General features: G+C 28.3%; 21 protein-coding genes. 12 read left to right on the top strand and 9 right to left on the bottom strand.

Features of this window, described 5'->3' with window-relative positions:
• The first annotated feature begins 462 nt into the window (after positions 1-462).
• The 4 genes from VLC96_RS13165 to VLC96_RS13150 all read left to right on the top strand — a co-directional run bounded on the left by VLC96_RS13165 (position 463) and on the right by VLC96_RS13150 (position 6,389).
• Positions 463-1,326 carry an AAA family ATPase gene (locus VLC96_RS13165; RefSeq protein ID WP_325263600.1) on the top strand — a complete coding sequence of 288 codons (864 nt, stop codon included), beginning with the start codon at positions 463-465 and terminating at the stop codon, positions 1,324-1,326.
• On the top strand, positions 1,307-2,338 hold the full coding sequence (locus VLC96_RS13160; RefSeq protein WP_325263599.1) for a DUF3871 family protein: 1,032 nt from the start codon (positions 1,307-1,309) through the stop codon (positions 2,336-2,338). Before VLC96_RS13165 ends, VLC96_RS13160 begins: the two co-directional genes overlap by 20 nt.
• Before the next feature lie 57 nt (positions 2,339-2,395).
• A complete protein-coding gene (locus VLC96_RS13155; RefSeq protein ID WP_325263597.1) occupies positions 2,396-4,381 on the top strand; it encodes a hypothetical protein in 1,986 nt (661 codons plus the stop codon).
• A gap of 124 nt (positions 4,382-4,505) precedes the next feature.
• The gene (locus VLC96_RS13150; RefSeq protein ID WP_325263595.1) at positions 4,506-6,389 is read left to right on the top strand and encodes a hypothetical protein; all 1,884 of its coding nucleotides are present in this window, start codon (positions 4,506-4,508) and stop codon (positions 6,387-6,389) included.
• Between the two features lie 192 nt (positions 6,390-6,581).
• Here the strand turns inward: VLC96_RS13150 and drt3b are convergent, their stop codons facing one another.
• Both drt3b and drt3a read right to left on the bottom strand, forming a co-directional pair.
• A complete protein-coding gene (gene drt3b / locus VLC96_RS13145; RefSeq protein ID WP_325263594.1) occupies positions 6,582-8,813 on the bottom strand; it encodes an antiviral reverse transcriptase Drt3b in 2,232 nt (743 codons plus the stop codon).
• A 1-nt stretch (position 8,814) separates the two neighbouring features.
• Positions 8,815-10,257: an antiviral reverse transcriptase Drt3a gene (drt3a, locus tag VLC96_RS13140; RefSeq protein ID WP_325263593.1), complete on the bottom strand. Its 1,443-nt coding sequence runs from the start codon at positions 10,255-10,257 to the stop codon at positions 8,815-8,817.
• 528 nt (positions 10,258-10,785) lie between these two features.
• Between drt3a and VLC96_RS13135 the strand changes: the two genes are divergently transcribed.
• Complete coding sequence (locus tag VLC96_RS13135; protein ID WP_325263592.1) at positions 10,786-11,178, top strand: hypothetical protein; 393 nt, start codon at positions 10,786-10,788, stop codon at positions 11,176-11,178.
• A 78-nt stretch (positions 11,179-11,256) separates the two neighbouring features.
• Positions 11,257-11,691: a JAB domain-containing protein gene (locus VLC96_RS13130; protein WP_325263590.1), complete on the top strand. Its 435-nt coding sequence runs from the start codon at positions 11,257-11,259 to the stop codon at positions 11,689-11,691.
• Positions 11,692-11,822: 131 nt separating this feature from the next.
• Here the strand turns inward: VLC96_RS13130 and VLC96_RS13125 are convergent, their stop codons facing one another.
• The gene (locus VLC96_RS13125) at positions 11,823-12,059 is read right to left on the bottom strand and encodes a helix-turn-helix domain-containing protein (RefSeq protein WP_325263589.1); all 237 of its coding nucleotides are present in this window, start codon (positions 12,057-12,059) and stop codon (positions 11,823-11,825) included.
• A gap of 94 nt (positions 12,060-12,153) precedes the next feature.
• On the opposite strand from VLC96_RS13125, the gene VLC96_RS13120 reads away from it, so the two are divergent.
• The 4 genes from VLC96_RS13120 (at position 12,154) to VLC96_RS13105 (ending at position 14,533) form a co-directional block, all read left to right on the top strand.
• Positions 12,154-13,005 carry a hypothetical protein gene (locus VLC96_RS13120; RefSeq protein ID WP_325263588.1) on the top strand — a complete coding sequence of 284 codons (852 nt, stop codon included), beginning with the start codon at positions 12,154-12,156 and terminating at the stop codon, positions 13,003-13,005.
• Complete coding sequence (locus VLC96_RS13115) at positions 13,006-13,527, top strand: hypothetical protein (RefSeq protein ID WP_325263587.1); 522 nt, start codon at positions 13,006-13,008, stop codon at positions 13,525-13,527. It abuts the gene before it with no gap.
• A 36-nt stretch (positions 13,528-13,563) separates the two neighbouring features.
• Positions 13,564-14,028, top strand: a complete 465-nt coding sequence (locus VLC96_RS13110; RefSeq protein WP_325263585.1) for a hypothetical protein — start codon at positions 13,564-13,566, stop codon at positions 14,026-14,028.
• A 139-nt stretch (positions 14,029-14,167) separates the two neighbouring features.
• Positions 14,168-14,533, top strand: a complete 366-nt coding sequence (locus VLC96_RS13105) for a hypothetical protein (protein ID WP_325263583.1) — start codon at positions 14,168-14,170, stop codon at positions 14,531-14,533.
• A 284-nt stretch (positions 14,534-14,817) separates the two neighbouring features.
• Here the strand turns inward: VLC96_RS13105 and VLC96_RS13100 are convergent, their stop codons facing one another.
• The 6 genes from VLC96_RS13100 to VLC96_RS13075 all read right to left on the bottom strand — a co-directional run bounded on the left by VLC96_RS13100 (position 14,818) and on the right by VLC96_RS13075 (position 22,580).
• Positions 14,818-15,561: a hypothetical protein gene (locus tag VLC96_RS13100; protein WP_325263581.1), complete on the bottom strand. Its 744-nt coding sequence runs from the start codon at positions 15,559-15,561 to the stop codon at positions 14,818-14,820.
• A gap of 415 nt (positions 15,562-15,976) precedes the next feature.
• Positions 15,977-16,999: a hypothetical protein gene (locus tag VLC96_RS13095; RefSeq protein ID WP_325263579.1), complete on the bottom strand. Its 1,023-nt coding sequence runs from the start codon at positions 16,997-16,999 to the stop codon at positions 15,977-15,979.
• Positions 17,000-17,989 (bottom strand): hypothetical protein, encoded by a 990-nt coding sequence (locus VLC96_RS13090; RefSeq protein WP_325263577.1) that lies wholly within the window; start codon positions 17,987-17,989, stop codon positions 17,000-17,002.
• The gene (locus VLC96_RS13085) at positions 17,990-20,968 is read right to left on the bottom strand and encodes a hypothetical protein (RefSeq protein WP_325263576.1); all 2,979 of its coding nucleotides are present in this window, start codon (positions 20,966-20,968) and stop codon (positions 17,990-17,992) included. It lies immediately after the preceding gene.
• A 4-nt stretch (positions 20,969-20,972) separates the two neighbouring features.
• Positions 20,973-21,464 (bottom strand): DUF4280 domain-containing protein, encoded by a 492-nt coding sequence (locus VLC96_RS13080; protein ID WP_325263575.1) that lies wholly within the window; start codon positions 21,462-21,464, stop codon positions 20,973-20,975.
• A gap of 21 nt (positions 21,465-21,485) precedes the next feature.
• Positions 21,486-22,580 carry a hypothetical protein gene (locus tag VLC96_RS13075; RefSeq protein ID WP_325263574.1) on the bottom strand — a complete coding sequence of 365 codons (1,095 nt, stop codon included), beginning with the start codon at positions 22,578-22,580 and terminating at the stop codon, positions 21,486-21,488.
• Between the two features lie 380 nt (positions 22,581-22,960).
• Between VLC96_RS13075 and VLC96_RS13070 the strand changes: the two genes are divergently transcribed.
• Together VLC96_RS13070 and VLC96_RS13065 are read left to right on the top strand one after the other, a co-directional pair.
• Positions 22,961-24,097: an AraC family transcriptional regulator gene (locus VLC96_RS13070; RefSeq protein ID WP_325263572.1), complete on the top strand. Its 1,137-nt coding sequence runs from the start codon at positions 22,961-22,963 to the stop codon at positions 24,095-24,097.
• Positions 24,098-24,185: 88 nt separating this feature from the next.
• Positions 24,186-24,728: porin family protein (locus VLC96_RS13065; RefSeq protein ID WP_325263569.1), on the top strand; the 543-nt coding region annotated here is incomplete at its 3' end.

Below are 24,728 nucleotides of genomic sequence, written 5' to 3'. Positions count from 1 at the left end.
AAACAAAACTGGAAGGAATTTCTCTTTAAATTACAACTTTATAATCCTAGAATAAATCTTTTTCTAGGGATATCTTATAATAAGCATACTCCACAACTCACATCGCTAGGTCTGAACAAATAACATTGCTTAACCCAAGATACCTATTTTTCTAGAAACCTATATTAATTATTCCTAGCCACAATAATATACCTAGAAATAACTTTTTCAAAAAAATTAACAACAAGGGTTTCTTTTTAAATCTTTCCCCACATTAAAATCTTGGATTTAACAACGCACGAACTTGGAGGAGGAAGCCTGCTAAGGACTTAGCTTTTATTTCCACAAAGATAAGGATTTTAAAATTGGCATTCAACACTTTACACCATTTCAGAACACTTTAAAGCTAATAGCCAAATCTTCAATTTGGCTTTTTTTATTTATATCTCATCTCAATATTAATCATTTTAAACATTTTTATTTATGCAATTAAGACATTCAGAAAGGAAGAAAGCTAAAATCAAATTAGCTCTTCAAGGTTCAGCAGGCTCAGGTAAAACATATTCAAGTTTACTCCTAGCACAAGGTTTAACTAATGGAGACTTCTCTAAAGTAGCCATTATAGATTCAGAAAATGGAAGTGCAGATTTGTACTCGCATTTAGGACAATATAATGTATTAACATTAGCACCTCCATTTACACCCGAGAACTACATTAAAGCTATTGATGTGTGCGTCAACGCAGGTATGGAAGTAATCATTCTAGACAGTATAAGTCATTGCTGGGATTATTTACTTGACTATCATTCTAATCTAGCAGGGAACTCTTTTACAAATTGGGGCAAAATCACTCCAATGCACAAAGCTTTTACTGATAAAATGATGCAAGCAGATGTTCATATTATTGCTACTATGAGAACTAAACAAGACTATGTTCTAAATCAAAAAGATGGTAAGTACATCCCAGAAAAAGTAGGATTAAAAGCTGTGCAAAGAGATGGTTTAGATTATGAATTCACAGTAGTATTTGATGTAGATATAAAGCATTTTGCTGTATCCTCTAAAGACAGAACAGGAATGTTCATGGGTAAACCCGAATTCATCATTAACACATTTACTGGAAAGAAAATTCTAGAATGGTGTAATAGTGGAACCAATTTACAAGAGGCTAGAGAAAAGATTAAAAGCACTAAAACTGTTGAAGAACTGAGAAAGCTCTACAATCAATATAACAGTTGGCAAAAAGAATTAGAATATGATTTTAAACTTCAAAAAGAAACAATCAGTGTAAAAGAAACATTATTAAACCCAATAAAATCTAGCATCAATGGAAGCACATATCCTTGAAATTGAGCCTGAGCTACAGTTAAAACCTGTTTATCAGCAAAGCACAAGTAATTATATAGAAATAGAAAGCAGTATTAATCCAAAGCCTCTATTTGTTCCTAAACCTTTTATTGAGGCAAATACAAGTGAAATTAATCTTGCCCATTTGAAGAACGATTGCGTAATACCTGTATTCTCTAAAGACAATGAAAGAACGATAGCTCATCAGGAATTTATAGAAATTGTACAAGATTGTGCTAGCAGAGTATTTCCTCATCATGCATTTGACAAACCTGAGATAAGAGTTTCTCACGAGATTAAAGGCAGAATTCCAGATGCAATTCATAAAAATGCTAGGGATTTGTTAGACCACGAGAGAACCCAATACTTTGAAAGAATGGCTTTCATAATTAGGATTCCTAGCATTGTAGATTCCATCAATGGTAATGAAATAGCTTTGACCATTGGTGGAGTAAGATCTTATAATCTAGAAAATTTATACAACAAGAAATCTTTTGAAAAATTCAAGTTTTTTATTGGTTTCCAAGTTAAAGTCTGTTGTAATCTGGCAGTTACTAGTGATGGATTTGTAGAAGAAATGCGTGTTAGTTCTTATCAGGAATTACAGAGCAAGATTCTAGAAGTGCTACAGAATTATAATGCAGAGAAACAACTAAGCCAAATGAGGCAACTTTCTGAACATTCTTTAACAGAGCATCAGTTTGCTCAATTATTGGGTAGAACTAGATTGTATCAACATCTACCTAAAAAAGAGAAATTGGGTATTCCTGCACTATCTTTTAATGATGGTCAAATTAATACAATTGCTAGAGACTATTATGAAGATGCTAGTTTTAGCAGAAATGAACAAGGTGACATAAACCTTTGGAATGTATATAATCTCTTTACTCAGGCTAATAAATCAAGCTATATTGACACGTTCCTGGATAGGAATGTAAATGCCTTTGCCTTTTCAAATAGCTTGCTAAAAACACTAAATGGTAGCTCTAACTTCCATTGGTTTTTGAGTTGAGAAAAAACACCCTGCATTTTACAGGGTGTTTTTGATTATTTTTATAAAAAATTATTTATGAGTGCTATTTCAGCTTTAAAAGGTTACAGAACACAATTCTTATATTCTTTAAAGAGAATACTAAATGAATATGAAAATGGTTTTATATATCAACCTGAAGGAAAATTTGAAGATTTAGATATTCTTTCTGAAGAAGGCAACTATATTGAAATTGTACAAATAAAAAACAAAACCGGTCAATTAGTTTTTAGTGATTTATTCTCTAAAGAAACTTCATTCTTTAAAAGAGCAGAGAAAGCTATTTTAAAAGACAACAATACCATATTAAAACTTGTTTCCTATGGAGAAATAAGCAATGAATTAAAAGACAAAAAAATTCTATCAAAAAAACTTAGCAATAAAGGTTTTAAAGATAATTCTGTAAAAAAAATAATTGAAAATTTTACATTTGAAACTGTAGATGAAGGCACTTTAACTACTGAGGTTTTAGATTTACTAAAAAAAACAAGCCTCTTTTCTGATCCTAAAGTTGCATTAGAATTACTAATTTACTGGTTATATACTCTCGGTGAAAAAAGTAAATCTATTCGAGCAAAAGAATTAATAATAAACCTCCAAAGGATAGGGAAATTTATCGGAGAACAAACAACTTTTAATACTTCATATAATAGTACAATAGTACCGTTAAGTACTAAATCAGTAGAATATGATGATTTGGAAACCTATAAATCGAACTTTTACTATGGCGTTTCAGCCAAATTTGAGCACATATTATACAACCTAGACATAGTTAGGGAAAATAAGTTAAAACTAATCACTAATGCATTCATTGATAATAACATTGTCTTTATTCATGGAGCATCAGGACAAGGCAAAAGTACTTTGGCATATAGATATTTAAAAGATTATACTAATGAAAATACCGTATATGAATTAAAAATATCTGAAAATTTAAAAGAGACATATGATACGATTAATAGTTTAGAAGCACTTTCAAAAGGATTAAAGTTTCCAATTACTTTGTATATTGATATTAAGCCACAAAACACAAACTGGAATGAGGTCATAAAAGAATTATATGGAAAATTAAATTTAAAATTTTTAATTACTATTCGAGAAGAAGATTGGAATAGAGCTAATAACTTGGAGCAGTACTACAATTTTAAAGATATTGAGCTAACTTTTGATAAATCGGAAGCTAAAATAATTTATGAAAACTTATCTCAATATAAAACTGATTTAAAATTCACTGATTTTGAGGAATCATGGAATAGATTTGGAGAGAAAGGTCTATTACTAGAATATATTTATTTAATAAATCAAGGAGATACCTTAAAAAGTAGGTTAAAAGAGCAAATTCAAAACATCCGAAATAAAGTTTTAGAGAAGAAAACAGACGAATTAGAAATTCTAAGATATGTTTGTTTATCCGATTCTTTCAATTCTACAATCAGCTTTAAAAGGATTGTTCAATATTTAAAAATTAAAGAGCCTATTAAATATATCCAAGATTTACAAAAAGAATATCTGTTGCAGTATTCAGATAACAAAGAATATTTACTAGGCCTACACCCAATTAGATCCAAAATACTATGTGAGATTCTATTTGATGAAGATGAGTACATTGATATTAATGATTATATAAGTAATTCAATAGCACTATTAAATGAAGAAGATTTACACAGTTTTTTATTGAGTTCATTTGACAATGGCTATAATGTCAAAACTTGTTTAAAAACACTTGAAACCATAGATTTTAAAACTTGGACAGGATATAATAATGTTCTTAATGCCCTTATTTGGAAAGGAACATATGATTTTACTTTTGAAAAAAATTTTAATGCTTTCAATAAATTGAAAGAAGTTTTGGGAGATGGATGGTTAATAGGACTTCCTATAAATTTTACAGATGTAATTGATGGAAACATTTATGATCTTTTTAAACATTTATTTTCAGAAGAAAAAAGTCAAATTATTTTAGAAATACATAAAGAAATTTACAAAGAAAGAAGATGTATTCGAATACTCTCATTCTTGGCTTAAAAATAGATCTGAAATAACTCAAACCACTAATACTAAAAATGAGTTAAAATCTTTAGGAGAATTTCTCTTTTGGAAAAACTATTTAAATGAACTTGTCCACATAAATTATAATGAAAAGGAAATTTTGCTTTTAGTAGAAAATGATAATAATTTAGAAGAAGAGTTGTGTCTTTTTATTTACGCGTTACAATTAAAAATAAATAATAATTCTAATTTTTTAGAAACACTAAAAACCAAGGCTGTTGAATTGCTAAGAATAAAATATAATATAGTTTTTCTAGAAGATTCAGAAAAAAATATCGATTCTAAATATTTCTTCAATAGTCTAAATATGGACTCAAAATACTTCTACAATAGTTTGAATATTGATAAAAAAGACTTTCAAAAAGAAACAAATTTTCTTAATGAAACTTCGGTTAAAATTGTTCAGCTGATGAGATATATATATCCGAATAAAGAGCAATATTCTACTAGCGCAATAGCAATAACTAATTACTTTGGGATTGAATTACTGCATAATCCAAGTGAAAAAAATATCAATAGAAAATATTTGCCTATTCCCTTCTTAGCAAATATAAATTCATTAATGATTAACTTATTTAATACAAATAATACAAATTTGGTTTGGACAAATTATATAAAAGAAGTCACAGAAAGGCGGGTATTATATATAGAACTAACAGGTATTTTAATAAAATCTTTTTCTGAATATTTCAAAACAAATAATTATAAAGAATTTGTTACTCCTATTGGAATTATTGAGTCTAAAATATATAATTTAGGTGAGATTAGAGTTCCAAGTACTGAAACGTATAATAAATGGGGATATAAACAAAATATAGAAAAAGATTCTTTTTTGGATAGATATTCTGAATACAAAGATTATAAAAAGAAATATTTTAATAGTATTGAAAATTTCCTGCGTCAAATAGGTCAAAATATATTAAAAATATACACAAATCGAACTACAATAGAACAAACAGAGTACAATCCTAATATTGCTTTTTATAATATTAAAGAAGCTTTTAAATATAATATCTGGTTTAGGGAAGAGTATGAAAGATTCTTTTCTAAGTATGATGATGTTTCAACTGAATACAAAGAACTAATAGAGACTGAAATAAAAAACATACAAGCTTTATTTTATTGTTGGAATAAATTTTACAATCAAAAAACTAAAATTGGTCATAACGTATTTAAAGATTCAGATAAATTATTAATTAATGAAAAAAATAATTTGACCCAACGCTTTCTCATAGAAAGAAAAAAAATCTTAAAAAGATATGGGTTATCTTTTAACATTGAGTTAAACCAATCTCTAGAAAAGAATCTTGTAATTACCTCTGAGGTTCCTGGGGATTGCTATTTAGTTTCTTTAATTATAGCAAGAGAATTTGTAAAGAGTGTTTTACATACAACTAATTACTTCAGTATAAAAAAGACTTTTATCGAAATAAATGTTCAACATGTAATTTTTATACCGTTGTTAAATGGATTTCCTATTAATAGAAAGGCTATAGAAATTAACTTGACACATTTAGACCAAGATATTAATGAGGATTTTTATAAATATTTTAATTTTTCAAATAACATATCAAGTTCAATAATAGAATATTATGGTCTTGAATTTTGGAATGAAAAATTAGATTTAATAAAAGACTATGAAGCTGTTATGGGAGATATTTTTAATATTAATTATTTTAAGAATCAACTAAGCAGCATAAAAGAAAATTTATCTGTTCTAGACACAGTAGGAATAAACATTTTTGAAGAATATAATAATTCAGTAAAAGTATTCTTTGAAAATAGAATTCTTTATGACATAGGTTTATTGGTCAAAATAGGAGATTACATAGAACACAACAAATTAATGACCGATACTTTGTATGTTTTACAAGATTATAATAATGCTGAAATTGATTCTAATGCATTAAAGACATTACAAGATGAACTAACTAATTATTACTATATATTTTCAGAGAAAGTTATTTCAGAAGGAATAGGATAATTTTTGCAATACAGCAATAACATTATTTGTGACTGGTATAAAAACTATGAATTATATTATAAAAAAAAGACAGAGTCTCTACCTCTGTCCATAAAACCTTAAATAAGATTTTGGGGCTTGTGTGTGCTAATTCCTCAACTAGTAAATGGCGGTTTTAGAGTCTCTAATAAATTAGAAATTGCCCCCTATTTTTTAATAGACCATATGTCCTCTTTTTGTATTTAGTTCCTTTCCAAAATCTTTATCTATCCACTTGGTAAACCAACTATCACGGAATTGTATAATATTATTTAGAACTTGTTCCTGCTCAACAGGAGTTTCGTTTGAATTAAAAAATTTTATTTTATTTAAAATTTTAAGTCTAAAAATTTTTACTTTTTCATCTGTTTCATCAACATATGGACAAGACAATAAATCAATTACTAACAATACATCTTCAGTTTTCTTTTGCTCAAAATTATCTAATTTTTTTTCAACGATATTTCTTAGCATCTCTCTAAGATTATTATATTTTCTATCTCTTTCAATATGATTTAATATCGAAATAATCGTAAAATATGTTAAATCAGATTTTGAATCATTGACATCAAAATGTTTGTTTAAAACATCTTCTTCTAGGAAATAATGCTTCCCCAATTGATTTATTATTGGCAACAAATATAATGTTTCTATTTCAACGTATTCAGAAGCTTTATCTTTTTTTAGTACTCCTAATATTCCATCAAAAATCATTTTAAATATTACATGCTTCTTATCAAAATCATAACTCAATAAGTCATCATACTCGCTTATCCCAGTTTTAATTTGAAACTTTAATTTTGTCTTTTCTTGGTTTTTTATGAAATCAATAATTATGAATAAAATATGGCATACCTTAATTGAGTAAGTCACTCTAGGTAAAACTGAATATACAAAAAACATTAACTCAATTATCTCAGTAATATTTTTATACAAGTTTCTTTTAGCTGAAACTAATTCAGTAACATCTTCATGAATTTCTCCCTTTAAAGTCAACAGATGTTCTTCTAATTTATTAATCTCATAATTTGAGTTTAAAAATGGAATTCTATCCTTAATTAATTTTTCTTGAAGCAATTTATTATAAAAATGACTGAAATCTTTTTGATTTTTTTCTGTTTTTTTCTTTAACTTATTAAAAATTACTGCCAAAAAATAATTTTGCAAATCTTTATATGAAGTAGAGGTTTCAGACAAAATCAATTTATAATTAGTTATTATATCTTTTGCAGAATGATACCTCACTCCAGATTCTATCTCATTGTTAGTAACATTAAAAATTGTACTGTTTTCAATTAAAATTCTTATTTTTTCTTTAGCAATTGATATCTTAGTAATTATAGGCTTACAATAAATTTCTGTTTTACTTTCATTAAAAAATAAATTATACTCTTTAAGCTTTAACTTATAAAGGCTCTGAACTTCATTTTTAATTTTTTCATCATTAAAAAAAACAAAGAAATCATCTACATATCTGTAGATTTCATAATCCTTTTTAAAAATGAATTTCTTTAAAAATAATTCTTCTTCTACATTTTTATCTATCCTTTGCAAGATAAGTTCCGCAAATATCCTTGAAAACTCTGGTCCAATAACAATTCCATTTGTTTCATTATAATTCATTTTCTGCATTATGACATCAAACAAACCTCCGAAAGAATTAGCATTTGTTCCTAAATTATCTTTGACAATCTTTTTATTAGATAATGCCCAAGGCAATGTGTGTGAATATATACTATCAAAACATCTTGAAATATCAAATTTTAAGAGATGATCAAATCTCTTCTCTGCTCTATGAAAATCATACGACTCATAAAATTTATATATATTACTATAATCTTTATACGAAAAAAAAGTTTTTAAACTATCATATTCCTTACCAACTGTTTCAATTATTTCGAAATCAGAGTCTTGACTTTTATTCTTTTTATTTGTTGAATCTTTAAAATATTTTAATGAGGCAACCTTGTATGGCTTTCTTAATGAAAACCTACTTACATTACTATAATAAAGAATAAGATATTTATACTCATCATAGAAAGTTAGTATTTTTAACTGATTAATTGGATGAATTAAAGTAAGCTCTCTAAAGTCTTTATCTTTGTGTGTTATTCTAAATTTGAAAGGAATTGTAACTGTATCTTTTAATTTGAAAAAATCATAATCATCTGTTAAACACAAGGGTGTTTGCCAATTAATACCAAAAACTAATCGTATTAATCTTTCGAGTGTCTTTGAAGAATCTTTCTTAAACTGTAATTCATTATTTTTTATATTAATTTTATTCTCAACTAAAAAATGATAAAAATGTCTATTAGAAAACATTGGAGGCACTTCATATGGAAGTATATCAGAGAGAACTACACGTTCTTTTTTATAATCTATTTTCTTTTTAGTTTTCTTCATACTAATATTTCCATATTGAATTTATTTCTGTTAACCCATATTGCAGTACTCCTCTATTGCGATTATTAATAAAATCTCTTTTCTTAGAATTTTGACTTTTATAAAGCATATTATTCAACGGAAATAAAATAAACTTGCGTAGTCTGAAACCTATGTTAAAATTGTTTTTTCTTAATTTATCTTTTAATTTATCTTCAACTTCTAATCCATCAATGCAATTAATCAAATGGTTATCTAACCTTTCAAGTGCATTAAAATTATTCAAAAAAATATTCGAATAGTAAATACCAACAAAAACTCTGTTCTTACTATTCCGCAATTTTGTATTACAACACAGGAAGTTCAATCTTGCTTCCAAAAGTTTAAAAGTTTTTCTATTATTATATTCTGTACTAGCAGCTTTAAACACTTCAAAGGTTTTATCAATTTTATCGATATATTTATCCTCTCTTCTTTTTGACATATCAATAGATAATTCAAATTCTCTAGCTTTTTTGCATGAAGATATTTTATATCCAAGGAATTCTATGGGATTTACTTCTAGATAACTTAATCCATTCAATAAATTATATTTAACTGTTTTGTCTTCATTTAAAGCTAAACCTCCGTCCTTTATAATTTTTTCAACACTACTAAAATATGTATCATGGACAGTATCTTCTTTCCTATTAGGGACTAGAATTACAACAATATCATCAACGTATCTCCCGTAATAAACAACATCTTTCAAAGCTTTTATTTCATTATCTATCTTTCTCATAAATAATTCAGATAAATAAGCACTAAAACCAATTCCTCTTGGAATTCCTAATGGATTCTCATCATTTTCTTGACCTTTCAGCACATTATAGCTGATAAAGACCTCATTAATAAATCTTTTTGTAGTAATACTTAACAAGTTATCATTATTTATTTTATTAAGTATTTCCTTTTGCGGAATAGTTTCATAAAAACTTGCTATATCAGTTCTAATTACATACTTAGGGAATTTGTCTTTTAATAAGTTTAGAAGTTCACTTAATATTGAAAACCTGCTAGAGGGTTTAACACTATATATTGCTTCTATATTTTCTTGAATCTTTTTGGAAATAAAAAAATTTTCAATTGTATTCTCTAAATGATAGCTCTGTTTTCCATAAACTTGACCTTCAAATAAATTTATAGCATTTTTATTTTTTGCTATTCTGAAAGAAGCATTATTAAGTGTTGAAATTATTTTTCTTTCCCTTTCCTTTTTATATACTTTCCTTTTCTGGTATAAAATACTCTTAATGTTGATATTCCTAGTAGCTCTAATGTTTTTATTAATAGCTTGTAGTTCACTTAAATCCTTTAAAGATTCTGCGAAATCATTTTTGAATCTATTCTCAATATTTTTTCCCTTTCTATTTTCTTTATCAAAAATCTCTAGAAATGTTTTTGATGTAAATGATTGATCAAGCATATATTTAAAATAATTTTAGTCCTTAAAGATAATTTTTTTTATAAAAAAATTACTATTTATTTTAATATTGCTCAAACGTACACTTCCCTACAAACACCCATACTACTTTTCAGAAAAGAAAATCTCCCCACCCATTTTTAAACCATTTTATTTTTTGACCCGAGAATAAATTATCCAATTTAAATCTACAGGCTATCTCATAGTTTCCTAGGGCTTTAAAGTGTGGCTACAATTGTTAGTTTAACCATGTACACCTTCGTAAACCTTACAATATATAGCTTAAGCCATGACTGATTGTATAGTTAAAGCGCTAAGGCTACTAAGACTATAAATCTAAATAGGTATCTCTTCTATCTTTTTCTAAACCCCCACACACTAATTACCCCCACTTATGCTGGCAGTCCGCAGGGATTGTGTTTAATACTAATTCCTTATTTATAGGCTTTATAAATCCAAGTTGATAGCTGTGATTTTAAGTCTATCTAGTGTATTAGTTTAAGCAAATGTTCAACTCAAAAACAAAAAACAATGGTAAGAATTATTGACTACAAACAAAGACAAACAGAGAATGGTAGAGCGTTCTTTGTATTAGAAATTTCAGCAGGAATTGAAATGGTAAAATCCTCAACAAATCAGTTTTATGCAACCTCAAAGAAAGCATTTATCGCATCTACATTTGATGAACAAACTTGCAAAGCACTCATTGGCACTGAAATGCCTGGCAACGTGGTTAAAAAAGAATGTCAAGCATATGAATATGTTGTAAAAGAAACAGGGGAACTAGTTACTCTTACTCATAGATTTGTATATGAGCCAGAAGAGTCAATCTCCAACAAAGAAGACAAAGCTATTCAAAGGCTTCTAGCAAATGAAAATTCATTCTCTAAGAATGGACATCATAAAGAAGAATTTGTAATGTAAAATCTTTAACCCTTCCAATTCTGTTTCCATAGCTATATAGTCAAGAAACAAAACTGGAAGGGTTTTGTTTTCTAACTTATGGAAGTAGCAGAAATTAAAGTTTCCTATTCAAATACTAATCTTGAAAGGGTAAAAATCACTAATAGCCAAATTATGTATGATTTGATTTTACAGCATTGGGATTTAGGAATTATTGAATATCAGGAACAAGTAAAAGTAATATTGCTTAACAGAGCAAATATTGTATTAGGTATTTATGAATTATCAAAAGGAGGAGTTTCAGGAACTGTGGTTGACATAAAGATTATTCTAGCAATTGCTTTAAAATGTAATGCATCTAGTATTGTGATTGTACACAATCATCCCAGTGGAAATTTAGAACCAAGTCAACCAGATAAGTCAATTACGCAAAGACTTAAAGAAGCTAGTAAAATACTCGATCTAACCCTATTAGATCATTTAATTATTACTAAGGAAGGATATTATAGCTTTAGTGATAATGGTATTTTATAAATACCTAGCATTGCTCTATATTCTGTTGGCAGTTTTTATAAAAAAGCAAAAGTGTATGCGTGTTATTATCTGAACCTATTTAATACAAAATGCACTTTTTACTTTTTTTATAATATATAAGTATAGCCAAATTATATTGTGCGGGACTCATGTTTAACCAATTCTTCCAATGAAACTTCTAGAGCTTGACTAATTCTGTAAAGTGTGTATATAGTAGGATTGGTTCTACCTGATTCAATTCTAGAAATATTAGTTGTATCTATTTTTCCTTGCATCTTTCCTACTAAATCAACTTGGGATAGTCCCTTACTCACTCTAACATCTTGAATGCTTTTACCTATAATTTTTAGTAAATCAGATTTCTCCATACTTGACATATTTGACAAGTCAAAAGAAGTAGTATATTAGCATCATATAAATGCCATATATGGCAAGTTGAAATTTAATTTAAAGCATATAAACATGGATTTTGGTCAACAATTGGAAAGATATTATACTCTAAAAAACGAACTCGATAATTATACAGTGAATAGACATGAGAAATTAAGTCCAGATAATGAGCTTAATAATATCCGAAAATATCTGTTTGACATATATATGGTAACAAGATTAAATGCAGGTCTTGACAAGGGCAATGAGTTTGATTTTCAAACTTGGGTTAACAATGAAATTGAACAGAATAATTACATCAAGAATTTAATGTTAGAGGATGATCTGGATGATCTGGATGAACCAGCTGAACAAGTTCAGAGCTTTGATAATCTAGGGTTCAACAATAATTTTCTTATAAATTGGAGAGAGAACATATTTCAAGAATTAAAAAATTCGGGAGTAGTAATTTCTGATTTTTACTTGTCAGACCTGAACAAAAACAATAAAGACCTTTTAGAACATATTGTTTTAATGCCGGACACTTTTAATCATTTAAATAACAAAGGATTATTAAATGTAGGGTATTGTCCAATAACAGGAGAGAAAATAGGAATATCAAATAGTTACAATATGTATGGTAGGCATATTTATCTTTCTAAAACTGGTTTAGAAATTTGTAAAGGAGTTAATAAAAATGATTGGAAAGAAAATGATATCAGTTATGATGAATTTGAAAGACTAAAGAATAAAAGTAGAGAAAAGAGTAGAAAACAAGCAAGTTTTGTTGTGATTACATTAATAATCTTGTCAATTTTTATTTCTTGGAATATAGTTTCTCCTACAGGATTTTTATCTTTTTTAAGTTTTGTTCTAATTGGATTTGTTGTGTTTTTTATTCTAGGATGGTTATTTAATTTTTTATGGGATTTTTATAGAAACTAAATGACACTTCAAACTTACCTAGAAAAGCTTCAAAATAACCAACCTCTAAAATTAGAGTACATTAATCATTGGCTAAAGGAAAACAGTACCAATTTTAATATAGCAATAGAAAAAACAGAATGTTACAAATGGAAGAAATGGCAAAGAGATAATTCAATATTTATACTTCCTTGTTGTTGTCCAACTCGTAATGATGAATGCGTTTTTATTGAAACATACAGAGAACTAGAAAACTATATACAAACAATAAAAACTGAAGCTTTTTACAAGAATTTGCTAGAGCAATACTATAGAATTCAACACAGCCAAAATGCTGTATTTGAATGGATACAAGATATTAAAAAGTATGGTAATGAATTAATTTTAATATGTTCTACAATTAGAATTAAGATCACATCAAGACCATATTATCGCGAGAAAATTGAATTAGAAGAAAGTGAATTGCCTTACCTATGGAAATTTAAAGAAGTTTTTATTCAATACTTCAATTCAGATGAATATGAAGAATATACAAAATTATAAACACACTAATTAATAACATTTAAATTCAAGTCTAAAATGAAAAAACTTATTACTCTATTATTGCTAGCTAGTATTTCACTAGTTGGTTGCACATCAACAGAAAATAAAAATAACGAGGATACACCTTGCTTCACCTATTTAAACACTGAAACTAGTAAATGTGGTGTTCTGAAACTCCACTTCTATGAAGGCTTTAATACTACAACTGCTGAATTAATATGTTATCAAGCATCAAATAAACCAAGCATATTTACACAAACTTTAACTATAGCATATCCAAAAGGAGCTAATAAATTTCTTCTTAATGGCAACCCTGTAAGTTTTGGAGATGTTTTAGATAACCGTATAATAGTTAATCTTAATGGGATTAAATATGAAATATCATTAAATAGTGGTGCTATTGAGCATAATGGTATTTGCAAAACAGCGTTTACAATCAAATCAGAAGATAAGAGTGAAATGTATAATTATGCTTACATTACTTATCCTAACCAACAATAAATAGTTAAAAACTTATTCCAATACCAAACTAGATAACTTAGCACTAGTTAGCTTTAACCAAATTCAACCACCAATAGCAAGGTGGTTTTTTTATACCTAATTACTAATGAAACAGCTAAACATACCTTTTAAACTAGGCATGCAATATGAGGACTGGGAATTTGAATTAGAAATGATAAAAGACAGATTTCAGGGTTGTGATAGCTATAAATATGAGGGTACAGAATTAAATAAATTTCTGAACAAACATTCAGATGAAACTGAACTACTTTTTACCTTAGAAATATTAGAAGCAGTAATCTTAACCTTCAAAGATAAAAGTCCACAATTCTATAAAAACATTCAGCTTATTATTACTAGAACAAATAAATTGAAAAGTAATCTTTGTATTGATGAATATACCAAATATAATGTCCAAATATCCTATTTTTACAAAAGGAATAACGTATATATTATTTATGCTAGAAACAGCTTAATTAAAGACCTACTAAACTCTATTAGATAAAAAAGGTATACAAATAGGCATACATAAATTTTCAAAGCTTATAAAGTATTGATATTACTGCCTGAAGTGTCACAGGTTCGAGTCCTGTTCCCGCTACTAGAAAAGCTTCAGAGAAATCTGGAGCTTTTTTTTTTCGATTTTAGATTTATAAAACAATGTCTGATTCAGATTGCAGGTGCGAAGTCGGAGACATTCGTACAACCTTTCGCAAGAACTCTTTGGGGAGCAAAGGAGATGTTTCTTTTGGTCGACGGAATGATAATGAATATATAATAATACATATATCATTTATTTTCAATTATAATGTTTTGAGACATTAAATGATTGAAATTCAAAATTTTGTTTGCTTTTTCGATAGAAATAGCCTTGCCATTTTCATATAAATATATATCAGAATAAATAAACACATGAGATTTATCTATTTTATAATATTTTAGACAAAATAAGGAGTTTGCTACTGCTTTTTCAGTGTTAAAATCATAACTAAGCTGATATCCAACAATATAATTGTTTTCTTTTTTTAGAATAACATTATTTGTATTTTCATTTACATAGTCCTCAATATCAAAATTTGCTTGATCAGTAGAAACCCAAACTGTAAGTTGCCTTAATCCATAATCATTTTCAGGGTCTAAAAAATCATAAATTTTAGAATTATCCTTAAAAGTCCCAATTTTTATAGCATCAAACACCTGGTTTTTTATATCGCCAGATTCTTTTAATTTAGTGTATTGAGGAATTTTCAATACAATGTTTTGTCCTTTGTCATTTTGTATTGTATCTTTTTTAAGTGGGAGTTTTACGATTTCATTTAATTTTATCTGAGGTTTTAAAACTAAATCACTTTTTAAAATATTTATTTTTTGTTTTACTCCTTCCGCATAAGCAAGCTCCTCCTTGATATCATTTTCAAATTTCTCTTTTGAAATCTGACTAAATTCAATAATAGTGTTTTTTGAATTTGAAAAGGTTGCCTCATCTTTAAACTTTATTTTGAATGTTTGACCACTAAAAACAAAATCATACATGTTAAGCAAATTGTTAGTTTTTATTTTTATTTGTTCCAGACTGTTAAAATCTTTGAGATTTACATTAAATTTTTCAGGTAATTCAAAATAGAGACTGTCATTTTTTTTTATAAAATGAAAGTTATTATCAAGTATTTCTTGCATATAGTAACCTGTCAAACCTTTAAATTCTTCTTTATCTTCTCTATAAATATTGGTTATTTCCCAATATGTTTCTTTGTTTTGTGAATTGCAACTTATAATTGTGACCGTAAGAAATATTATTAATATTAATTGTTTGAATTTCATTTTAAAATTTTTATGAATATAAATGCTTCTCTCGTATCCTAACGTATTACTTCTAATTTAGCTCCTTCCTTAGGTCGATAGAAATATTGAGGAAAGAAATCAGAGTGACCTTCTTTATAATTTTCAGTTAACGTATAATTTCTAATTCCCTAGAGCCCTTAGGAATGTGCAAAAATAGATCAATAAAAACTTGACGCTTCATTCCATTTTGATTAATGTCTTCATAGCCAAAAGCAGAGTTTCCTTTGTTAGGGCCAACTGATTGTACAAGTCTTACAATCCTATTATTACAATCAAATTCTATTTTAGCGTCTTTTAAGGAAAACATCTTTTGTTCGTACAAGCTTGTATTGTCCTTTGTTGTTGATATTGCTTTCCCTTTACGCCCCTCTTTGGATTGATATTTTTTAATGATTTCTTTTGAAAAATATTCAGATTGATACCATTCAGTATCTGCATTTAAATAAAGAGTATTTAAGTAATCATAATTTTTTTCTTTAAAGGCATCAATGGCTGTATAATAAAAATTAGAAATGTTATTCATTAACACCTCTTTGTCTATTTTACTTAGATCTTCACTTTCTGACCAACCTTTTAATTCATAAGGTACTTCTGCTGTAAATGTAAACTCTTTAATCACCTGATTTTGCCCACTATAATCGATAGGCTTTTCGTAATCAGGTTCGTCATTATTATTTGTTTTGTATTTTGGGAGTTCGTATTTTAAAATTGCTTTAGGTTTTTCTAAGTTGCCGTTTTTATTCCAAGATGTTTGCTCGATTTCCAAAGAAAAGAAATCTTTATTTGTGAGATATTCATTTTGAATGTTTTGAGAATTGTAACTTGGATATATTTTAATTTGTAAAGTTTGAATGCCACTTTTTAAAATAGCTGAGTTAATATTGAAACCTATTTTCCCACCCATTTTATCAAAATAAGTATAAACAGGAAAATCATTTACTAATATCTGATAGCAATTTTGCGTTTTAACCTTTATTTGATATAAGGGTTCATAATCATATTTTTTTATTTTACTTGATATATATGATAATCTTTCGTCGGTAGTCATTTTATTTTCTTTTTTTCCTTGTGAGTTGCAACTCACAAGAAAAAAAAGAAATAAGAAACTTAATTTATTGATAATTTTCATTTAACGTATAATTTCTAATTCCTTAGATCCCTTAGGGATGTGGAGATACAAATCGAGTGATACTATTTTTTTATTCCCTTCTTGATCTATTTTTTCATGTAAAAAGAACGATTTCCCTTTATTTTCTATATCAGTCCTCTCAATGCTAATTATTCTATTATTACCATAAAGCAATATTTTATATTTACTTAAGGGGATAAAATTGTTTGTAAACTTATCTTTATTGTTATTCATGGCATTTTGATATTTTTTTATAACATCAAGTTTTAGGTATTCAGATTGATACCATTCAGTATCGGCTTTCAAATATTCTGTCTTCACGTAGTCAAAGTCTTTCTCTTGATATTTGTCAACTAATTTTTTACAGAATTCTAATACTTTTTTGTGTAAAATTTCTTGATCTATTTTACTAAGATCCTCACTATCAGACCATCCTTTCAATTCATAAGGTATAGTAGCTGTAAAATTAAAATCTTCAATTAATATATTTTGTCGGCTATAATCAATAGGCTTACTGTAATCATAATCTCCCTTATCATCTAATTTATAGTTAGGAAGTTCATAGTTTGTAACTATCTTAGGTTCTTCTAGATTACCATTTTTATCCCATGCAGTTTTTTCAATTTCAAACTTAAGTCTCGGATTTTTAATAAAAAAAGGATTTGGTGTTTGTTTATCTTTGTATGAAGGGTAAATTTTTATTTGTAACTGTTGTTCACCGCTTTTAAGGATAGCATAATTAATAGGAAATACAAGAGTTCCTACATCACTGTTGATTTTTTTGGCAACAGGAAGATCATTAACCGTTATTTCATAATTAAGATTTGTTTCTATCTTGATTCTATACATTGGCTGGTAATCAAAATATTTTATTTTATTTGTTATAGCAGATATTCTTTCTTCTGTATTCATTGTGTTATCTATTTTTTCTTGTGAATTGCAACTTATTAGGCTAACATTCAATACTATTGCTAAAATTATTTTTTTCATTTATAAAGATATTAAAGGTAATTTCCAACCTGTTTTCCATTCGTAAGGGTCTAATACAACTATTTTTCCTTCGCCCTCATAATGAAGACCGCTTTGTTCTTTTAATTCTTCAATACTACTCCCTTTCGCCCCATCCTCTTCCACTGCTCCAAAATTCGCATTTCCTTTTAATACAAGACCGTCAAATTTTATGGTTGGTTCTAAATAGATTCCGTCTTTATCTGCTTTAGTGACGCCTTCTATTGATACTCCACTAACAATAGAAGCTTCTAATTCTCCGTATATTGAATAATTTCCGAAAACTAAGTTTTTGTAGGTCGCATTTGCTTGAATATATCCTTTCAAATTTATTTCTACTTTTCCTTCTAATTTACAAGGAGAATCATCATCATCTTTCATTAATCTTTCAGAATATTTACTTCCTTCCGCGGTATTTATAGTTCCCTTAAGTGCGCCACTTATTTGCGAGGTTATTATTAAGTCCAGATTAATATCAAAATTATCTCCTAGTGCTTCGTCTAAAATATCTAATGTTGCCACAACCGCTAATACTACAGGATGATTGATTTTGTATAACAATTGATAAACATCATACTTAATTTCGAATCCAAAAAGAGGGTCAAGATCTATAGCCCCTTCTATCATAGTTCCCATAACTGGAGTATATAAATCTTTTGGAGGATCAGCGTACCAGCTTACCGATACTCCCACACTTGGAGGGATAAACTCAAAACTCCAATTACTCTTTTTAGTTGCTTTGCTTTTTTCTAATTTTTCTTTTAATCTTTTTGATCTATTAGCTGTTTTTTTGTCTTCCTTGGGAGAATTCTGAGTGGTTTCTTCATTTTTGCCATTACATATACTTTCAACCAAATCTTTAATATCACCTATTTTTTTTAAGAAATCGGTTATTTCAGGCATACCCGATGATAATTCTAAAGCATGGTGAGGACGGTCAAATTCGCACATAAGCGAAAACTCACAATCAATTAGCCCCAGATTTGTAACATTACTCATCATGTGTGAAGCTTGGCTTCTATAAGATTGTTTTCTTTTAGCTTGAGCAGCAGCTTTTTTAGCTTTTAATCGCTCTTGTTCTCTTATTTTTTGTTTCTTTTTTTGATAATCACTAAGATTTTCAGAACGTCCTTTTAATTTTTTTAGATCAGCTTTTGCTTCCAGTTCCTTAAGTTTCCATTTATCATGATAGATGTCTCGCAACTTATTAAATTCTTCGCCATCGTAGTTAAATGCCAATTGCAATGTCCACTTAGTATCTGGATAAACCATAATATCCAAAGGCAAATTAGGACAGCATGTATGCAAACCAACAGGGTATTTTTGCGCTAGATATTCACTATTTGGCCATAAAGTTGAGAGCAATCCATTTAGCGGAGTGACTGTTTTACCGTGAGTAAAGTCATATCCTACCTGCAATTCTAATTTCTCATCAGTTGGAGGCTGTAGAACAAAAGGCTTGTGATCTTCTAAAATTTTAAAAGAGGCTTGCGATTTTATAGATGATATACCATTTATAAATTTAAAATTATTTGTAAAAGTGCTGTCATCAGAGCCATGATTTTTAACTTCTACATTTGGGTTATCTTTATCTGGACTGTTACTTTTATATTCTGCTAGTCTCCATTTTTTACTTCTTTCCCCTTTACCGTTTTCAATTAATTTCTCAATTTTAGAAATATCTATTACGTGTCCTGTATGTGTTTTAGCAGGATCCTCAGCATAAATACATTCTTTGGTTTGCAAACCCTCTAATTCTACTTTAAAATCTTTTCTGGATTCTTTAATACCGGCTACTAATGGAAAAACTAATTTGGTTAAATTTAAATTGTTTTGAACATTATAGATTTCGATTTCAACGGTATCTTCGCCTTTTGCATATTTACCAACAGCTCTGTTAAATCTACAGGGTAAAAAGTTAGCAATATTGGTTTCTATGGTACCGGCAACCAATACTTTGTTTCCTTGTGGTTCTAAAACAGTTTTTTCAGATGTTCTGCCTAATACTCTTACAAGAGGCTGATTGTCGGAATTATTTATTCTTAAATATTGGTTGTTAACCGCCGTAAATATATAAGCTTTTATCTCAATAGAATTGTCGGTACCTTGAGAATTGTTTTTTTCTTTATTCACAAAAAAAGCCCAAAGAGGATCTACATAAATATCTACAATACACTTTTGTACATATTTTTTGGTCTTATTGTTGTTTTTCTCGTCTGTTATATTTAAAGTATATAATTCACAGTCAATAACTCGATCTTGCAAGTCGTTGTGTACTTTTACTTCTCTTGTTAATGTTTTATTAGATATAGGGGCGTTTTTTTTATTAATTTCCTCTTTAGGTCTAGGTACATTTTGATATACACCGTTATCTTTTTCAAAAAGAGGTAAATCCTCATCTTGAAATTGCACATCATAAAGATCAATTAATATTTCGTCTCCATACAAGCCTTCTGTATAGATATGGAGCTGTATGGTTTCTCCATATTTAATATCTTTTTTAATAATCGCTCCATTGTTTCCCGATGAATATTCCCGCCATTCGTAACCGATTACTTTTGGGGTTGTTTTAGCCGATACAAAAAGACCATTTTTTGGATTCCCTGTTGGCGAACTTACTCCATAAATATAAGGTTCTAACCAGGCTACTCCATTACCACTATAAACTTTTGGAAGGTAAAATTTTCCGCCTGAGTAGCCTTTACCTATAAATTTATTGTAGTCGTTATCTTTAAATGATAACTTGTTCTCTACTAAATTCCATATCCAGACCGTTTCTTTTTTTTCAGAGTCTGTTAATTTATTCCAATTTTCTATTACAACATTAACAAAAGGATTTTGATTTTGTGGTTTAGTTTTGCTATCCGCATTTGGTTTGGATTTTCCAATTTTAATAAATGAATTATTTGGATTGTAAACATCATTAATTCCGGGATTAACTTTTAATTTAAATTTTGACATAATACTAATCTTTTATTGGGAGTTGTGTATTTTCTATTTCCAAATTACTCAAATCTATTCCGGGAAATATTTGCGCGTTTATTTCACTATCGGTATTTTGTACATTTTTTTTAGAAACTTCTGCAACTTGTCCGTGATCTTTGATTGTGATACAATCAGGACCTCCTATAGGACAAGTAGCTTTACTGTCTTCAAGTAATATTTTGCCTTGATTAGACAAAGTCACCTTATCATAGAAACCACTCCATTTCGTAATTGTAGCCTGACATGGTAGATAATCACCGCTTCCATTGGGTTGCATTTTGCATTTCCCAAAAGTATTTTTCTCTAATGTCTGTCCAATTTCTTTATCAGTGCCAATGAGTTTTTCCTTTCCGTCTTTATCATTTGCATAATGCTTAGAATGCGTTTTAACTTTTAACTTGTCAACTTTGGGTTCAACACTAAATTTACATTCACATGTCGCTCCTTGTACAACAAAATGTTTTTCAGCCATAATAATCAGGATTAAATTATCTTATTTTTTAAACATCCCTAAGAATTTCTCTAATGAGGTTTTTCTTTGGAGAGTTGGAATTTCTTCTACAAAAAGACTTATTTTTTCAGAAGATTCTTCTGAATTCGAAATATGTTTAAAACCTTTTAATCTTTCACTTATATCAATAATGTCTTCGTCTCCCATAGTTTGAAAATTCTGAAATTGTTCATGTGCCTTTCGTACTTCAAGGTCAGAGTCAGGTCTAAAATTTTCATCTTCTACTAAATGGAATAATGCTATTTTTTGTACTTTCTTTTTGGTGTTATTTATTTTAGTTTCATAAGTGGAAATAATCGAAAATATTGATCTGTCCTCTCCATAGAGTTTATATTGTACTTCCATTTCTGATTCTAAAGTTTTGTAGTCCATGCCTTGTAATTTGGCTTTGGGGTAATCGATTCCTTTTAAAACTTCTTCGATAGACCGCTCATCAATGCTTTTACCTTTAGCATTAATAATTATTTTATCTGTAGAAGTATAATATTCCTCAACAACATGATTTACTTTATAGTCTACAGACTGATTACCTAAAATAGGCGATTTCCATAAATATATTTGTGGCACATCTAAAGGATAATTAATATAGAGAGGACTAAAATATAGATGAAAAAACCAATCCTTATTCAAAGACCTTTTAAGTTCTACTTTGTTTAAAATCAGTTGTTGGACTTTATTCAATATTTTATAAGCAACATCACTGTAATAATAAGAACCAAGATGTTTTTTTAATGAGCGCCATCTTTGTATAATTTCCTCATGATTATCTATCTCTGATATTGTACCATCGTCAGCAGGTATAATTCTTATGGGGAAAATTGCTTTAGCACACTTATCCAACATTTGCTCTACCAATAGACTTGGCTCCTCATTGTCAATATATACTTGTTTACGATCTATTTCAAAAACAAAATCATTATATGTATTACGGGTTTTACAGCTTATTTCGACTTCGTAATGCACTTCTTTAAGAAGTTTTTCATTTTCAAAGTCTTGATATCTATGTCCATATTTTCTTACTTCATGAAAACTGCTGTGCTGTAACTCACGGTCATTATAAAAGTTTATTTTTTCCAAACTGAATATTACATTAAGAAAAGGCTTGTTATTTTTTTGCGGTAAATGTAAGTTTTTGTTTTCAAAAAAAGTGTTCTAATGGAAATTTTAACAATGAATTTCAGAAATTAAATGAAGTAATAATGTAGTACTATATAAAAAATTATGATATTACAGATTGCGGTACGAAGTTAGAATCCATTCGAACAGCTTACATCCAGAAATCTTTGGTTAGTGAGTCATTTTTAGTTAATCATTTCTTAATCAATAAAAGAAACAATCGTTATTACTATAAATTCGCTTCATTAATTCGTGTGAAATAAGTTATGTTTAAAAATTGGCTAAACAAGATGATGTCCCAAATCAAAATCTAAAAACAACTAACTTTTATTTTAAAAAAATTGATTTATACAACACTTTTGAATATTGCGATTTTTCAGGGAATAGTATTAGGCTTATTTATTTTAAAGTCTTCATTATTCAATAGTAATTCGAATAAATATCTGGCATGCTTACTATTTACACTCTCAATTATTTTACTGAATCATGTTTTTGAGATTGAAAAAACATTTAATTCCTATCCTTTTTTAGGCTTTATTGAGGGTATAGAATGGGTGTTTCTATTACCTGTCTTTATATTCCTTTTTATAATAAAGAGGATTGATGACAAAGTAAAAAGCAAACCAAATTTTCATTTATTATTTATTCCGTTTGCCTATTCTGCTGTTCTGAGTATTGCACAGGATCTTGATCGCATTGCAGGAATTTATACGATCCCAAAATCAGCTGCTAATCTAATCGAAATACTAGGTCTGATACATCTTGTTTTAGCCGTTACATTCATTCCATTTTTACTTATTTACTCTTATTTTAAGATAAAACATTTAAAAGATGCAGAGGAAAAAAAATGGATAATTACCCTATTAACTATTATTACATCACTGATATTCGCTTATATTATTACCGCTCTTGCTGGGTCAATCCTTCACTTCGACATTTCTCCTACAATGAACATTTTGGCTTTATCTGCAACATTTATTATTCATTGGACAGCTTATATCGGTATTTACAAATACAAATTGGCCAAGGACAAAGATGTTATCAACTATTTTTTAAATAAAGATTTTGCTATTTCAAATACTAATCTGCAAATTGCTGAAAATAGCATACCAGAAGAATATAGAGAATCAATCACGGCAGATAATCTTTATTTTCAAAAGCTTGAGCTTCTTTGCAAAGAGCAGCACATTTATACTGACAGTACATTAAACAGGGAAAAAGTCGCTGAAAAACTAGGCATAAGTGCCGGATATGTTTCTCAAATTGTAAACAAAGTAACGGAAGAAAACTTTGCCCATTATATCAATCGATATCGTGTTGAAGCTGTCAAGGAAATGATCTTAAATGCTGAATATGAAAACTATAATTTGTTGGCGATGGGATTAGAATCTGGGTTTACTTCTAAAACAACTTTTTATAAAGCCTTTAAAAAAGTTACTGGTCTGACACCAAATGAATACAAAAACACCATTAAATAAGTACCATTTTATACATTTTTAAGCTTTTGAAACCTCTTTCAATTTTTCTTATGTGAATTTTGGATTTAAATAATTCAAATCAATTTTTATGAAAAAAATTTTATTACTAGCTGTTGTTACAGCTTTAGGATTTACAAACGTTAATGCGCAAGAAATTAAATTTGGCGCAAAAGCAGGTTTCAACTTGGCTTCCATCAGTGGAGATAATACGAAAGGAACTGATGCCGTGACATCATTTAATTTTGGTGTTTTGGCAGAAATTCCAATTTCCGAAAAATTCTCTTTTCAACCTGAATTAATGTATTCGGGTCAAGGGTATAGTTTCAATGACAATACTGTTGCCTTAAATTATCTAAACGTTCCTTTAATGGCAAAATATTATGTAGCAAAGGGATTGAGTATTGAAGCTGGACCACAAATAGGTTTTTTACTTTCTGCTAAAAACGAAAGTACCAATGTAAAAGATTCGTTTAACACTTTTGATTTTGGCCTTAATTTTGGCTTAGGTTATAAATTTAAAAACGGATTTAATTTAGGTGCAAGATATAATTTGGGATTAACCGATATAAATAATTTGGAAGGCTCGTCAGCAACAAATAAAAACGGAGTATTTCAGTTCTCTGTTGGTTAT

This window comes from Flavobacterium sp., assembly GCF_035456085.1.
Taxonomy (GTDB): Bacteria; Bacteroidota; Bacteroidia; order Flavobacteriales; family Flavobacteriaceae; genus Flavobacterium.
This window is presented reverse-complemented; position numbering and strand designations above follow the sequence as displayed.

What these genes read in the sequence shown, in the direction of transcription:
- drt3b (WP_325263594.1), bottom strand. Translation starts at nt 8,813, where the DNA reads ATGAAGAAAACTAAAAAGAAAATAGATTATAAAAAAGAACGTGTAGTT.
- VLC96_RS13115 (WP_325263587.1), top strand. Translation starts at nt 13,006, where the DNA reads ATGACACTTCAAACTTACCTAGAAAAGCTTCAAAATAACCAACCTCTA.
- VLC96_RS13080 (WP_325263575.1), bottom strand. Translation starts at nt 21,464, where the DNA reads ATGGCTGAAAAACATTTTGTTGTACAAGGAGCGACATGTGAATGTAAA.
- VLC96_RS13085 (WP_325263576.1), bottom strand. Translation starts at nt 20,968, where the DNA reads ATGTCAAAATTTAAATTAAAAGTTAATCCCGGAATTAATGATGTTTAC.
- VLC96_RS13110 (WP_325263585.1), top strand. Translation starts at nt 13,564, where the DNA reads ATGAAAAAACTTATTACTCTATTATTGCTAGCTAGTATTTCACTAGTT.
- drt3a (WP_325263593.1), bottom strand. Translation starts at nt 10,257, where the DNA reads ATGCTTGATCAATCATTTACATCAAAAACATTTCTAGAGATTTTTGAT.
- VLC96_RS13135 (WP_325263592.1), top strand. Translation starts at nt 10,786, where the DNA reads ATGGTAAGAATTATTGACTACAAACAAAGACAAACAGAGAATGGTAGA.
- VLC96_RS13100 (WP_325263581.1), bottom strand. Translation starts at nt 15,561, where the DNA reads ATGTATGATTTTGTTTTTAGTGGTCAAACATTCAAAATAAAGTTTAAA.
- VLC96_RS13160 (WP_325263599.1), top strand. Translation starts at nt 1,307, where the DNA reads ATGGAAGCACATATCCTTGAAATTGAGCCTGAGCTACAGTTAAAACCT.
- VLC96_RS13165 (WP_325263600.1), top strand. Translation starts at nt 463, where the DNA reads ATGCAATTAAGACATTCAGAAAGGAAGAAAGCTAAAATCAAATTAGCT.
- VLC96_RS13125 (WP_325263589.1), bottom strand. Translation starts at nt 12,059, where the DNA reads ATGGAGAAATCTGATTTACTAAAAATTATAGGTAAAAGCATTCAAGAT.
- VLC96_RS13120 (WP_325263588.1), top strand. Translation starts at nt 12,154, where the DNA reads ATGGATTTTGGTCAACAATTGGAAAGATATTATACTCTAAAAAACGAA.
- VLC96_RS13095 (WP_325263579.1), bottom strand. Translation starts at nt 16,999, where the DNA reads ATGAAAATTATCAATAAATTAAGTTTCTTATTTCTTTTTTTTCTTGTG.
- VLC96_RS13105 (WP_325263583.1), top strand. Translation starts at nt 14,168, where the DNA reads ATGCAATATGAGGACTGGGAATTTGAATTAGAAATGATAAAAGACAGA.
- VLC96_RS13090 (WP_325263577.1), bottom strand. Translation starts at nt 17,989, where the DNA reads ATGAAAAAAATAATTTTAGCAATAGTATTGAATGTTAGCCTAATAAGT.
- VLC96_RS13130 (WP_325263590.1), top strand. Translation starts at nt 11,257, where the DNA reads ATGGAAGTAGCAGAAATTAAAGTTTCCTATTCAAATACTAATCTTGAA.
- VLC96_RS13155 (WP_325263597.1), top strand. Translation starts at nt 2,396, where the DNA reads ATGAGTGCTATTTCAGCTTTAAAAGGTTACAGAACACAATTCTTATAT.